At 73.5% G+C, this 13,498-nt stretch carries 9 protein-coding genes and 2 pseudogenes; 6 read left to right on the top strand and 5 right to left on the bottom strand.

Annotation, left to right across the window (positions count from 1 at the left end; genetic code table 11):
* The first annotated feature begins 18 nt into the window (after positions 1–18).
* Both ctaD and ACSMXW_RS08135 read left to right on the top strand, forming a co-directional pair.
* A complete protein-coding gene (ctaD, locus tag ACSMXW_RS08140; RefSeq protein WP_485804795.1) occupies positions 19–1,761 on the top strand; it encodes an aa3-type cytochrome oxidase subunit I in 1,743 nt (580 codons plus the stop codon).
* A complete protein-coding gene (locus tag ACSMXW_RS08135; RefSeq protein ID WP_485804794.1) occupies positions 1,758–2,147 on the top strand; it encodes a cytochrome c oxidase subunit 4 in 390 nt (129 codons plus the stop codon). Before ctaD ends, ACSMXW_RS08135 begins: the two co-directional genes overlap by 4 nt.
* A gap of 34 nt (positions 2,148–2,181) precedes the next feature.
* On the opposite strand, the gene qcrB is transcribed toward ACSMXW_RS08135, so the two are convergent.
* On the bottom strand, positions 2,182–3,888 hold the full coding sequence (qcrB, locus tag ACSMXW_RS08130) for a cytochrome bc1 complex cytochrome b subunit (protein WP_485804793.1): 1,707 nt from the start codon (positions 3,886–3,888) through the stop codon (positions 2,182–2,184).
* A 469-nt stretch (positions 3,889–4,357) separates the two neighbouring features.
* Between qcrB and ACSMXW_RS08125 the strand changes: the two genes are divergently transcribed.
* Together ACSMXW_RS08125 and ACSMXW_RS08120 are read left to right on the top strand one after the other, a co-directional pair.
* Complete coding sequence (locus ACSMXW_RS08125; RefSeq protein WP_485804792.1) at positions 4,358–4,726, top strand: DUF8129 domain-containing protein; 369 nt, start codon at positions 4,358–4,360, stop codon at positions 4,724–4,726.
* Between the two features lie 37 nt (positions 4,727–4,763).
* Positions 4,764–5,608 (top strand): annotated as a pseudogene (locus ACSMXW_RS08120) (IS5 family transposase).
* Positions 5,609–6,081: 473 nt separating this feature from the next.
* Here the strand turns inward: ACSMXW_RS08120 and ACSMXW_RS08115 are convergent.
* Positions 6,082–7,125 (bottom strand): rod shape-determining protein, encoded by a 1,044-nt coding sequence (locus ACSMXW_RS08115; RefSeq protein ID WP_485804791.1) that lies wholly within the window; start codon positions 7,123–7,125, stop codon positions 6,082–6,084.
* 459 nt (positions 7,126–7,584) lie between these two features.
* Between ACSMXW_RS08115 and ACSMXW_RS08110 the strand changes: the two genes are divergently transcribed.
* Entirely contained in the window at positions 7,585–8,943 is a 1,359-nt protein-coding gene (locus ACSMXW_RS08110) for an MFS transporter (RefSeq protein ID WP_485804790.1), read from the top strand.
* Positions 8,944–9,232: 289 nt separating this feature from the next.
* Here ACSMXW_RS08110 and ACSMXW_RS08105 read toward each other — a convergent pair whose 3' ends face one another.
* Together ACSMXW_RS08105 and ACSMXW_RS08100 are read right to left on the bottom strand one after the other, a co-directional pair.
* Entirely contained in the window at positions 9,233–10,870 is a 1,638-nt protein-coding gene (locus ACSMXW_RS08105) for an acyl-CoA synthetase (protein WP_485804789.1), read from the bottom strand.
* Between the two features lie 415 nt (positions 10,871–11,285).
* A pseudogene (locus tag ACSMXW_RS08100) lies at positions 11,286–11,441 on the bottom strand (MerR family DNA-binding transcriptional regulator); the annotation flags it as partial.
* A gap of 351 nt (positions 11,442–11,792) precedes the next feature.
* On the opposite strand from ACSMXW_RS08100, the gene ACSMXW_RS08095 reads away from it, so the two are divergent.
* The gene (locus tag ACSMXW_RS08095) at positions 11,793–12,713 is read left to right on the top strand and encodes an ATP-grasp domain-containing protein (protein ID WP_485804788.1); all 921 of its coding nucleotides are present in this window, start codon (positions 11,793–11,795) and stop codon (positions 12,711–12,713) included.
* A 177-nt stretch (positions 12,714–12,890) separates the two neighbouring features.
* Here ACSMXW_RS08095 and ACSMXW_RS08090 read toward each other — a convergent pair whose 3' ends face one another.
* Complete coding sequence (locus ACSMXW_RS08090; RefSeq protein ID WP_485804787.1) at positions 12,891–13,493, bottom strand: hypothetical protein; 603 nt, start codon at positions 13,491–13,493, stop codon at positions 12,891–12,893.
* Between the last annotated feature and the right edge of the window lie 5 nt (positions 13,494–13,498).

The raw sequence follows: 13,498 nt of genomic DNA, 5'->3' as shown, positions 1-13,498 counted from the left end.
CGTGCCGCGGGAGGTGGGATGACGCAGCTCGACCAGGAGGAGGTGCGCCCGGTCCCACCGCCGCGTGCCGACCTCGGCACCAGGACCGGGACCCGGCTGCTGGGCTATCTCGTCACCACCGACCACAAGGTCATCGGCAACATGTACATGGTGACCGCGTTCGGCTTCTTCCTGCTGGCCGGGGTGCTCGCCATGCTGATGCGGGCGGAGCTGGCCCGCCCCGGCATGCAGGTGGTGAGCGCGGACGGGTACAACCAGCTCTTCACCGTCCACGGCACCATCATGATGCTGCTGTTCGCCACGCCCATGTTCGCCGGCTTCGCCAACGCCGTGATGCCGCTGCAGATCGGCGCGCCCGACGTGGCGTTCCCCCGGCTGAACGCGCTCACGTACTGGCTCTTCCTGTTCGGCGCGGTGATCGTGGTCTCGGGCTTCGTGGTGCCGGGCGGCGCGGCGTCCTTCGGGTGGTTCGCCTACGCACCGCTCAACAGCGCCGTCCGCGAGCCGGGCCAGGGCGGCGACCTGTGGGCGATGGGGCTGGTGCTCGCGGGCCTGAGCACCACCCTGGGGTCCGTGAACTTCATCGCCACCATCGTGTGCCTGCGGGCGCCCGGCATGACGATGTTCCGGATGCCGATCTTCACCTGGAACATCCTCTTCACGGCCATCCTCGCCCTGCTGGCCTTCCCGGTGCTGACCGCGGCGCTGCTGGCGCTGGAGGCGGACCGCAAGTTCGGCGCGCAGATCTTCGAGGCGCCGAGCGGCGGGGCGGTGCTGTGGCAGCACCTGTTCTGGTTCTTCGGCCACCCGGAGGTCTACATCGTCGCGCTGCCGTTCTTCGGGGTGATCACGGAGATCATCCCGGTCTTCAGCCGCAAGCCGATCTTCGGCTATGTGGGCATGGTCGGCGCCACCATCGCCATCACCATGCTCTCCGCCAGCGTCTGGGCGCACCACATGTTCGCCACGGGCGCCGTCCTGCTGCCGTTCTTCTCGCTGCTGTCGTTCCTGATCGCGGTGCCGACCGGGGTGAAGTTCTTCAACTGGGTCGGCACCATGTGGCGGGGCAGCGTGTCGTTCGAGACGCCGATGCTGTGGGCGGTGGGCTTCCTCGTGACCTTCCTGCTCGGTGGCCTCAGCGGCGTCCTGATCGCCTCCCCGCCGCTGGACTTCCACGTCACCGACTCGTACTTCATCGTGGCCCACCTGCACTACGTGCTGTTCGGCACGGTGGTCTTCGCGATGTTCGGCGGCTTCTACTTCTGGTGGCCCAAGTGGACGGGGCGGATGCTCGACGAACGGCTCGGGAAGATCCACTTCTGGACGCTGTTCACCGGCTTCCAGACCACCTTCCTCGTCCAGCACTGGCTCGGCGGGGAGGGCATGCCGCGGCGCTACGCGGACTACCTCGCGGCGGACCACTTCACCGTCCTGAACACGGTCTCGTCCGTCGGCTCCTTCGTGCTCGGCCTGTCCACCCTGCCGTTCGTCTACAACGTGCTGCGCACGGCCAGGTCGCCGAAGGTGGCGGTGGACGACCCGTGGGGCTACGGCCGGTCGCTGGAGTGGGCGACGTCCTGCCCGCCGCCCCGGCACAACTTCCACGCGCTGCCGCCGATCCGCTCCGACTCGCCCGCGTTCGACCTCCGCCACCCGGAGGTCGGCGCCGTCCTGGTGACCCGTACCCCGGGGCGGCCCACGCCCGACACCGAACGGTGGCGGGGGATGTGGCACGGTGAACGGGGAGGTCTCGGCGAGTGAAGGCCGAGGCGTACCTCTTCAGCGGCGTGGCGGGCTTCTTCCTCGTCACCGGCGCCATCTACGCGGGGTGGTCCAGGGAGCCCGCCGGCATCGCGGCGCTCATCGTCTCGTTCCTGATGGCCTCGCTGGTGGCGTTCTTCTTCGCACGCACCCACCAGCGGCTGGGCAGCAGGCCGGAGGACTCCAAGGAGTCCGAGATCGCGGACCGCGCGGGCCCGATCGACTTCTTCCCGCCGCAGAGCGCCTACCCGCTGCTGACCGCCATCGGCGCGGGCCTCGCCGCGCTCGGCGTGGTCCACGGCCTGTGGCTCTTCCTGATCGGCATGGGGGTGCTGGTGGCCGGGGTGCTGGGGCTGGTCTTCCAGTACGTGCACCGCTTCGAGTGAGCCGGCGTGCGCGTGCCGCCCCGGCGGGCCGCCGTCACGGCTTCTGCTCGCCGACCGGCCCGGCCAGCGCGTCGTCCACGTGCCTGCGCTGCTCCGGCGTGGCGGGCAGCTCCACCCGGTCGCGGTAGTACCAGGTGCTCAGGGCGGCCCGCAGCCGGCGGCGGCGCGGGGCCGCAGCGCCGGGCGGGGGCAGCGGCCGGGGCAGCTCGCGCACCATGAAGCGGTACAGCAGCGCCCCGGCCGGCGGCCGGTGGTCCTCGCTGATGCCGCCGGACACGTTCTGGCGCACGTACCCGGTCTCGACGCCCTCCGACAGCACCCGCCGCTCATGGGCCTGGAGCGCCAGGCAGAGCCGCTTGGTGACGGCGAAGGCGACGACCGGCGCCACGACGACGCTGATCCGGAAGATCCAGGTCAGCGCGTTGACGGAGATCCTGAACGAGTACGCGATGACGTCGTTGCCGCCCGCCATGAGCAGGACGGCGTAGAAGACGACCCCCGCCACGCCGAAGGCGGTGCGCACCGGACGGTCCCGGGGGCGGTCGCACAGGTGGTGCTCCAGGCCGTCGCCGGTGACCCACTTCTCGAACACCGGGTAGGCGAACAGCACCGTGAAGAGCAGCCCCGGCAGCAGCACCGCGGGAATGAAGACGTTCCACATCAGGGTGTGCCCGGCGAACGTGTTCTCCCAGGGCGGCATCAGCCGCAGCGCGCCCTCCAGGAAGCCGACGTACCAGTCCGGCTGGGCCCCGGTGGCGATCTGGTCGGCGACGTAGGGGCCGTAGGCCCACACCGGGTTGATCTGGGCCACCGCGGCCAGCAGCGTGAGCACCCCGAACACCATCATGAAGAGCCCCGTGGACCTGGTCATGAACTGCGGGAACATCGGCATCCCCACCACGTTCCTGTTGGTCCTGCCGCGGGACGCCCACTGCGTGTGCTTCAGGTACACCACCAGGATCAGGTGCACGGTGATCAGCGCGACCAGCAGCGCGGGCACCAGCAGCACATGGGTGATGTACAGGCGCGGGATGATGATGTGGCCGGGGAACTCGCCGCCCCAGGCCAGGAAGCCCAGGTAGGTACCCACCACCGGGATCGAGGTGACGATCGTGTACGCGGTGCGCAGGCCGGTCCCGGAGAGCAGGTCGTCGGGGAGCGAGTAGCCGCAGAAGCCCTCCAGCAGGGCGAGCAGGAACAGCCCCACGCCGACGGTCCAGTTGCCCTCCCTGGGCCTGCGGAAGGCGCCCGTGAAGAAGATCCGCAGCATGTGGACGCCGATCGCGGCGAGGAACACCAGCGCGGCCCAGTGGTGGATCTGGCGGATCAGCAGTCCGCCGCGGATGTCGAAGGAGATGTGCAGCGTCGTCGTGTACGCCTGCGTCACGAGCTGGCCGCGGAGCGGGAGGTAGCTGCCGCGGTAGACGGTCTCGTGCATGCTCGGGTCGAAGAACAGCGTGAGGTAGATGCCGGTCAGGATCAGGACGGCGAAGCTGTAGAGGGCGAGTTCGCCGAGGAGGAAGCTCCAGTGGTCCGGGAAGGCCTTCCGCAGGAGGCCGCCGGCCTCCGCCGCGGGGAGTCTGCGGTCCAGGACCTCGAAGCCGGTGACCGCGGCGTTCCTGGCCCGGGTATGGGCCCGGGACCCGGCCTGGGTCCGGGGCCCGGCCTGGGTCCGGGTGCGGGCCTCGGTCAGGGTGCGGGTGTGGGCCCGGGGGCTCTTTCCGTGCCGCCGCACCAGCATGTGCCGTCCTCCGTCCCGTTCGCCCCTCGCCTGCTCTTGCGGCTCCGTCGCGTGGTCATGGGTAACCCCTGCGTGGTTCTGCCAACCAGGCGGTTAGGCAGAACAGCTCACAGTCCCCCACGCGCGGCCCTTCCCGGGCGGCCCGGGTGCCTCGGGATCGGGGCGCCCCTTCGGAGCGTCGCGGACCGCGGGTCCGGCGGTGGCCGGTCGCGCAGTTCCCCGCGCCCCTTGTCCGCCGCCCCTGAGGACGATCGTCGACCGCGGGTCGCGTCGTGGTCTTGCGCAGTTCCCCGCGCCCCTTGTCAAGCGGGCCCTGAGGACGGTCATCGCCTGCCCGTCATCGTCGTGGCCGGTCGCGCAGTTCCCCGCGCCCCTGGCGGGGGCTGCCGGGAGTGTTCGTTTCTTCTTGGTCTGGGTGGGCACCCGGGGCGGGAATGATCAACGGTGCATTGGGAAGGAACAGCGATCCATGAGCGAGGACAGCCGCGGCACCGGCCACACCCCTCACTCCCTGCCGCTCGCCGACTACGACGAGCTGCCCCTCCCGGCTCTGGAGAGCCGCATTCGCCCGCTCAGCTCCGCACAGGTCCAGGAGCTGCTCGACTACGAGACCCGGCACGGGCGGCGTGTGCATGCGATGGAGGTGCTCAGGGCGCGGCTCGGCCAGCTGGAGAGCGGCGGCACGCCGTCGCCGGGCGACCCGTCCGCGCCCCACCCCGAGGTCCACCACCACAGGACCGGCTCCCCGGTCACCCCCACCACGTCCCCCCAGCCCACCAGCCCACCCCCACACGGCACCCCCGACCAACCGGGCCACCCCAAGGGCAACCGCCCCTAGGCAGTTTCGTTTGGATCAGTGAGTCGTTGGTCCGTGTGTGCCGTTGACTGATGCGCAGTGGGCGCGGATCGAGCCGTTACTTCCGGATCGGAGGCCTCAGCGGGGTGGCCGGTGGCGTGATCACCGTGAGGTGCTCGACGCGATCGCTTACAGGTTCCAGACTGGAACGCAGTGGGTCCACCTGCCCGAGAGGTACGGCAACTGGCGAGGCGTCTACAACCGCCTGCGCATGTGGGCCGTCGATGGGACCTGGGAGCGGGTGTTCATCGCCCTGATGGCCCAAGCCGACGCAGACGAGGACTTGAAGTGGGCCGTCTCGGTCGACTCCACGATCGTGCGGGCTCACCAGCACGCAGCCGGGGCCCGCAAAAGGGGGCCCCGGCCGGCGAGCCGCACGACCATGCCATCGGACGGTCCCGCGGCGGGCTGACCACGAAGATCCACCTCGCCGCCGACGGCAACTGTCGACCGTTGGCCTTCGTCCTCACCGCCGGGCAGGCCGGTGACGCCCCCGCATTCATGGATGTGATGGCCCGCCTGCGCGTACCCCGGCGCCGTGGACGGCCGCGCACCAAGCCGGACGTGGTCCTGGCGGACAAGGCGTACTCCTCCCGCGCGATCCGCCATCACCTTCGTCACCGTGGCATCCGGGCAGTGATTCCCATCCCGGCGGACCAGCAACGACATCGGCTACGTCGAGGCAACCGGGGCGGCAGGCCACCGGCCTTCGACCGGCAGACATACAAGCAGCGCAACACCGTCGAGCGGTGCATCAACCGCCTCAAGCAGTGGCGGGGCATCGCCACCCGCTACGAGAAGACCGCGACCATCTACCTGGCCGGACTCCACATCGCAGGCATCTTCCTGTGGTCCGCCCGATGATCCAAACGAAACGCCCTAGCCCGTCGCGGATTGTGAGGGGACACCTGATAAGAGGGGGCACCTGATGAGGGGCGCGGGGAACTGCGCGAAAGCCCACGGCGAGACCCGCAGCCGATGACCGTCCTGAGGGGGCACCCGCCAAAGGGGCGCGGGGAACTGCGCGAAAGCCCACGGCGAGACCCGCAGCCGACGACTGTCCTGAGGGGGCACCCGCCAAAGGGGCGCGGGGAACTGCGCGAAAGCCCACGGCGAGACCCGCAGCCGACGACTGTCCTGAGGGGGCACCCGCCAAAGGGGCGCGGGGAACTGCGCGAAGAACCACGACGAAACCCGCAGTCGACGACCGTCATCAAGCGGCACCCGCCAAGGGGCGCGGGGAACTGCGCAAAAAGCCAGGCCATCGCACCGCCCCAGGGGCACCCCCTGCCGAAAGGGGCCCCCGGGGGCACTCCCGGGCGCCGCACGCCGCGCGTCTAACCCGCCAGCGGGTCGAGAACCATCGGCTGGATCTTCCCCTCCACCAACGCCCCGAGCCCCAACACCGCACACACATCCGGCCGCTCGGCAATCCGCACCGGCATCCCCGTCGCATCCCGCAACGTCTGGTCGAGACCGGGAAGCAACGCGCTGCCCCCCACCAGCATCACCCCCTGATCGGCGAGATCGGCCACCAGATCCGGCGGGCAGTCCCGCAGCACCCTCCCGATCCCGTCGAGCACCGCGACCAGCGGCGTGTGGATCGCATCGCGCACCGCCGCCGTGTCCACCTGCACCGACCGCGGCAACCCGGTGGTCACGTCCCGCCCCTGGATCTCCGCCCACTGGGGCCCCACCGCCGTCAGCCCGTTCCCGGACAGCGCAAGATGCAGCGGCCGCACCGACTGCGACGCGAGCACCAACTCGTGCCGCTGCCGCAGATGCTGCACGATCGCATGGTCGATGGCGTCGCCCCCGACCGGCACCCGCTCCGCGGTGACCACCGCACCCAGCGAGAGCACCGCGATCTGCGTGGTGGTCGCACCGCACGCGAGGATCATGGTCGCCTCCGCGCGCTCCACCGGCAGCCCGCAGCCCACCGCCGCCGCGATCAGCGTGTCCACCAGCTCGACCCGGCGGGCGCCGAGGCCCAGCAGCGTCTCCGTCGCCGCCCGCCGCGCCAGCGGATCCGCGTCGTGCGGGACGCACACGGCGGCCCGCAGCCGCGGCTTGCGGCGCAGCGCCCGCCGCACCTTGTCGCCCAGCAGCGCCCGCAGCATCCGCCGGCCCACCTCGATGTCGACCACGGTGCCGCCGGAGACCGGCCGGACCACACGGATGTAGCCGGGGGTACGCCCGGTCATCTGCTCCGCCAGCTCGCCGACCGCGATCAGCGCCCCCGTCCTGGTGTTGACCGCGGCGGCGCTCGGCTGGTCGACGACGAGCCCGGCGCCCTTCACATAGACACGGGTCCTGGTGGCCCCGAGATCGACGGCTACATGGCAGCGGCGGAGCTGCTCCAGGCCGGCACTGATGGTCATGGCGAATCCTCCCGAGAGCGCAAGACCGTGGCGGGCCAACGGACGGTGGCCCCGTCTTCGCATGGTGCGGGTAAAGGGCAAAAGTCGCACTATGGGATGAGCCGGGTGGGGCGCCCCCGCACGGGTGATCTTCGCCGCAAGGCCCCCGGACGGCCCTCGGACGGCCATCGGACGGCTCCCGGACGGTCCCCCGACGGCCCTCGGACGGCTCCCGGACGGTCCCCGAACCGCCCCTGACCGGCCCCGGACGGCCCCGGCCTCGGAAACGGCACGCGGCGGCGGCTCCCCGGGCCGGCGGGGGGCCCCGCAACCCCACCATGCCCACCATGCCCACCGCGCCCCGCGCCCCGCGCACGGCACGCGCACAGCACGCGCCGCCGCGCCCGCACCAAGGGCACCGCGCCCGCCGCCCGGCACCGCGCGACGGACCCCTCCGGGGCTCCGTTGTTAGCATCCCCTGTGACCAGCACAGCCCCGAAGGAAGAAAACGGCGGCGCCGAGCGCGACGCCGGTCCGATACCCGGCCCCCCGCCCGCCGCCGTACCCGCGGACACCACGCCCCCCGAGCCGCCCCCGGTAAGGGCCCGGCGCCGGGTCCTCGCCGACCTCACCCCGCTGCGCACCTCGCCCGACTACCGGCGGCTGTGGATGGGGGACACCGTCTCCCGGCTGGGCCAGGCGATGACGGCCCTCGCGATCTCGCTCCAGGTCTACGACATCACCCACTCCAGCTTCTCGGTCGGCCTGGTGGGCCTCTTCACCCTGGTGCCGCTCGTCGTCTTCGGGCTCTACGGCGGCGCGATCGCGGACACCGTCGACCGCCGCAAGCTCGGCCTCTACTCGTCCTGCGGCCTGTGGGCGCTGTCGTTCATCCTCGCGGCGGGCGCCCTCGCCGGCTTCCACCACGTGTGGTTCCTGTACACGATCGTGGCGCTGCAGGCCGTCTGCGCGGCGCTGAACGCTCCGGCCCGGGCGGCGATGGTGCCCCGCCTGCTGCCGGCCGGGCAACTGCCCGCCGCGAACGCCCTCGGCTCCATGACCATGACGGCGGGCACCATGTTCGGGCCCATGCTCGGCGGCGTCGTGGTCGGACTCTGGGGCTACCAGGCCGCGTACATCATCGACGCGGTGGCGTTCACCGCCTCGCTCTACGCGATGTGGCGGCTGCCCTCGATGCGGCCGGACGGCGCGGACGGCAGGCGGCGCCGGGCCTCCGTCATCGACGGGCTGCGCTTCCTGGCCACCCGGCCCAACATCCGCATGAACTTCTTCTCCGACATGTGCGCGATGGTGCTCGCCAGCCCCAAGGCCCTCTTCCCCGCGGTCGCCGTCCTCTGGTACGGCGGGGACGCCGGCACCACGGGCCTGCTGGTGGCCGCTCCCGCGGTGGGCGCGCTGGCCGGCTCGGTGTTCTCCGGCTGGCTGGGCCGGATGCGCAGGCACGGGCTGGTGATCCTGCTCTCGGTGGCCGGCTGGGGCGTGGCCGTCGCCGCCTTCGGCCTGAGCCGGAGCCTGCCGCTCGGCCTGTTCTTCCTGGCCCTCGCCGGCTGCTCGGACACCTTCTCCATGGTGCTCAGGAACACCATGATGCAGGCGGCCAGCCCGGACGAGATGCGCGGCCGGCTGCAGGGCGTCTTCGTCATCGTGGTCGCGGGCGGCCCCCGGCTCGGTGACTTCCTCGCCGGCACGGTGGGCGACCTCGCCTCGCCCACCGTGGCGATCACCGGCGGCGGCCTGCTGTGCGTCGCCGCGGTGACGGTCCTCGGCCTTACCTGGCGGGGCTTCGTCCGCTACGACGCGCGGTCGCCGGAGGCGTGAGGAGCGCCCCGAAGGGGCGCGGGTAACCGCGCGCCCGGCCGGGACGGTGCCGCGGGTTGCCACCGTCCCGGTGCGGACCGAGACCCTGGCCGCTTCGGCCTCGGCCGCGTCACAGGTGCTGTCGTCTTCCGGCCGCGGGCCGGTGGCGGTCGTTCGCGCAGTTGCCCGCGCCCCTTGGCGGGTGGCTCTTCGCGTCAGGGTGCCGCAGGAGGGCGCGGGGCCGTGCCCTGGGGTACCTGGTGGGGGCACCACTCCGGTGGTGTCGTTCCCTGCCGCGGGCCGGCGGAGCTCAGTGCGGCAGGGCCCGTTTCATGATCTTGCCCATGTCGTTGCGAGGCAGGGCATCGAGGTAGCGCACGGCGCGAGGCCGCTTGTGCGGGGCGAGGCGCCGGCTGACGTGATCGGCCAGCTCACCTTCCGCCGGCGGGGCGGCGGGGTCCTCGGGCACCACCCAGGCGACCACGCGCTCCCCGAGGTCGTCGTCCGGCTCGCCGGTCACCGCCGCCTCGCGGACCCCGGGGTGCTCCAGGAGCGCGTTCTCGATCTCGCCCGCGCCGATCTTGAAGCCGCCGCTCTTGATGAGGTCGGTGGCCTTGCGGCCCACGATCCGCACCGCGCCGTCCGGGTCGAGCACCGCCATGTCGCCGGTGCGGAACCAGCCGTCCTCGGTGAAGGCGGCGGCGGTCGCGTCGGGCCGGTTGAGGTAGCCGGTGAAGAGGTTGGGGCCGCGCACCTGGATCTCGCCGACCTCCTCGACGCCCGTGCCGCCGTCCGGTCCCGCGCCGCGGTCCGCGCCCGCACCGCCGCGCGCGCCCGGGCCGCTGTCCGTGCCCGCGGTACCGCCCGCGCCCGGGCCGCTGCCCGCGCCGGGATCACCGTTCACACTCGGACCGCCGTCCGCACTCGGACCGCCGTCCGCGCCGAGGGCGCCGTCCGATCCCGGGGCGCCCGCCCCGCCGAGCACCTCGCCCGCCTCGTCCACGAGGCGCAGTTCCACGCCCGGCAGCGGTACGCCGACGGTGCCGGGGCGGGGCTCGCCGCCCGGCAGCACGCTGGTGTTCATCAGCGTCTCCGTCATGCCGTACCGCTCGACGACCACGCGCCCCGTGGCGGCCGTGATCCGCTCGTGGTCGTGCACCGGAAGCGCCGCGGAGCCCGACACCAGCAGCCGCGCGCCGGCCAGCGCCGCCGCGAGTGCGGGGTCGCCGGGCAGTGCCTCGGCGATGCGGTGGTACATGGTGGGCACCCCGAACAGCATGGTCGCCCCGTCCGCCAGCTCCCGCGCCACGCCCTCGGTGCTGAACCTGCCGAGGTGCCGCACCGCCCCGCCGCGCCGCAGCGGCCCAAGGACGCCGAGGATCAGGCCGTGCACGTGGAACAGCGGGAGCCCGTGCACCAGCACGTCGTCCGCGGTCCACTGCCAGGCCTCGGCGAGCGCGTCCAGCGTCGCAGCGACCGCGCGGTGCGGGATGAGCACGCCCTTCGGGGGCCCGGTGGTGCCGGAGGTGTAGACGATGAACGCCGGGGCCTCGGCGTCCGGTTCGGGCAGCGGCACCGCGGGGGCGGTCGTCGCCACGGCCACGTCGACGTCCGTGCGGGGCAGGGCGGCGAGCGCGTCGGGAAGCGGTTCGCCCGGGGCGGCCAGCAGCAGCGCCGGTGCGCTGTCGGACACGATGTGGGTCAGCTCGCCGGCCCCCGACCTCGGGTTCAGCGGCACCACGGAGGCCCCGGCGAACAGCGCGCCCACGACGGCCACCGCGGTCTCCAGGGTGGGCGTGGCCCACACGGCGACGCGCTCCTTGCCGGCGATCCGGGCGGCCAGGCCGGTCGCGGTGGCGCGCAGGGCGGCGTAGCTGAGGGTCCGTGGGCCGAAGCCGAGGGCGGGGCGGTCGGCACCGGCCGCCACGGCCGGGAGGAGAGGGCTCACGCGGTGCTCCTTGTCGTCGTGCGATGTGCCGGCGTGCGGGTGCGGGCGGGCGGGGTGTGCCGGGTGCGCGGCCGGTACGCGCCCCGGCGCGCGGTGCGGGCGCCCCGCCGTGCTCCGACGTCACCGTACGGGGTACGGTCCCGGCGCAGCAGGGGGACGTGGGGAGTCCCGGTCGCCCCGGCCCCCTGCCCCCGGTCTCCGCCCGGCCCGGTCTCTGCCCCGCACTGATTCCTACGGGCTCCGGTCTCTGTGGCGCCCGGTCCTTGCTGACCTTGGTTTCTGCCGAGCCCTGGTCTCTGTGGCGTCCGGTCCTTGCCGTCCCGTTCCTGCCGACCCCGGTCCCTGCCGCGCCCGGTCCTGTCACCCCCAACCCCTGCCGCTCCCGGTCCCCGCCGCATCGCCGGCGCAGCCATGCCACCAGCCGGGCCCGCGCCAGCTGGCCGGGCGCGTAGTAGCGGTAACCGGTAAGCGGGTCGACGCGGGCGGGGCGCAGCAGCCCCAGCTCGTCGTAGAGCCGCAGGGCCCTCGGCGAGAGCCGGGCCGCCTTCGCGAAGGCGCCGATCGTCAGCACGGCTCCGGCCGTCTGGTCGCCGTGCGGTCCGCCCGGGGGCGCGTGGCCCGTGTGCCCCGTGGCCACCCGCTCCCTGTGCCCGCGTGCGCTCACCGGCTCCCCCTCCTGGTGTCCTCGCTCGTCACCGGGCCCGCGGCCCGGCACCGCCGATGCTGCGGCTTCCCCTTCGGGGAAGGTCAAGCGCGGCTTCGCGGTTCCGTCTGCGGTCTGCGGTCTGCGGTCTGCGGTCTGCGGTCTGCGGCCCCCATGCCGGAGCGGGCGGGGCGGCCGGGGCGGCCGGGTGGCAGGAGGCCGGGCCTCGGCGGTTGTTACATTGCGGGCAGTGTCGGAACCCGCTGGCAGGAGGACGCCGTGACACCCGCCCCTCGCAGGATCGCGCTGGTCACCTGCCGGCCGCAGCCGGGGATACCGCTCGACCCCGACCTCCCCGGGCTGTACCGGGCGGTGAGCGCGGCGGGGGCCGCGGCGGACGCCGTGTGCTGGGACGATCCCGCCGTCGACTGGGCCTCGTACGACCTCGCGGTGATCCGCTCCACCTGGGACTACACCCTGCACACCGAGGCGTACACGGCCTGGGCCGAGCGGTGCGCGACGCTCACCAGGCTCGCCAACCCCGCCCCGGTGATCCGCTGGAACACCGACAAGCGGTACCTGGGCGACCTGGCCGCGGCCGGCGTGCCGGTCGTGCCGACCCGGTTCCTGGCGCCGGGCGACGCCGCCGGGCTCCCGGACGACCTGGGCGGCGCGGACGGCCCCGAGTACGTCATCAAGCCGACGGCCGGCGCGGGCGCGCGGCTCGCCGCCCGGTACCGCGCCGGCGACCCGGATGCCGCCGGGGCCGCCCGCCGGCACCTCGGCCGGCTGCACGCGGCGGGGCTGACCGCGATCGTGCAGCCGTACATGCGGCGGATCGACACCACGGGCGAGCGCGCGCTGCTGTTCTTCGGCGGGCGCCTGCTGCACGCCATCCGCAAGGGCGCGGTGCTCGCGCCCGGCACCGCCTACGACGCGGCGAGGACCGCCCACCCCGACGCCCGCCCGTGGCAGCCCACCCCGGCCGAACTGGCCGTCGCCGAACGGGCCCTGGCCGCCGTCCCGGGCGCGCCCGAGCTGCTGTACGCGCGCGTGGACCTCGTCGACGGCGACGACGGTCAGCCGTGCGTGATGGAGCTGGAACTGGTCGAGCCGAACCTCTTCCTCTCCCTGCACCCCGACTCCGTCCCGTCGGTGGTGGACGGCATCCTGAAGGCGGCGGAGCACGGAGAACGGTGACCGCGGTGCCGGGGCGCGTGGCGCCAGCGCCCGGGTGCCGCCGCCCGCCGCCAGGCGTTCCCCGGCGGGCGCCGGAGGTGCTGCCTGCCGGCGCCGGGACGCAAGTGGAGCAGGGCCGGGGCGAGGCCGTCCGCCACACGGTGCGGCGGCCGCAGGGGCGCGGGACCGGACGGCGCCTCACCCGGTCTCGGTCACCCGCTGGAGCAGTCCCCAGGTGAACTCCGCGACCCAGCGCCGCCGTTGCCCGGCCGCGTTCCCGGTGCCGGCCGTTGCGTCCCCGGGCGGGGCCGCGAACGAGAGCCGCCAGCGGGTGGGTGCGGTGCCCTCCATCGGGCGGGCCGGCGGGAAGGCGCGGGCGACCTCGTCGACCGTGCAGGACCAGGGGCGCAGGTCGGCCACCGAGCGGAGCACCGGCGCCGGGGCGCCGGGGGCGCGTACCAGCCACTCGTTCCAGACGGCGCCGTTCGGGGCGAGCAGGATCTCGAAGCGGAGTGTGGGCCACAGCGGCACCGGCCACAGCAGGGCCTCGCACTCCAGGTCCCCGATCTGCCGCCGCTCGCGGAGCTCGGGGGCGCCCAGCACCGAGCTGTAGCGGCCGGCGGCGCTGCGGGCGCGGGGCGAGCGGACCATGGCCTGCCAGCGGCGGTTGGCCTCGCGCATCTCGGTCTGCGAGACGCCCAGTTCGCGGCGGGCGTCCTCGACGAGGCGCGGATGGTGGTCGGCCATCCGGCGCAGCAGCACCAGCTGGAAGTGCAACGGTGTGAAGGGTGTGCCGGCCATCCCCC

The organism is Streptomyces sp. DSM 116793, from assembly GCF_057320905.1.
This window is presented reverse-complemented; position numbering and strand designations above follow the sequence as displayed.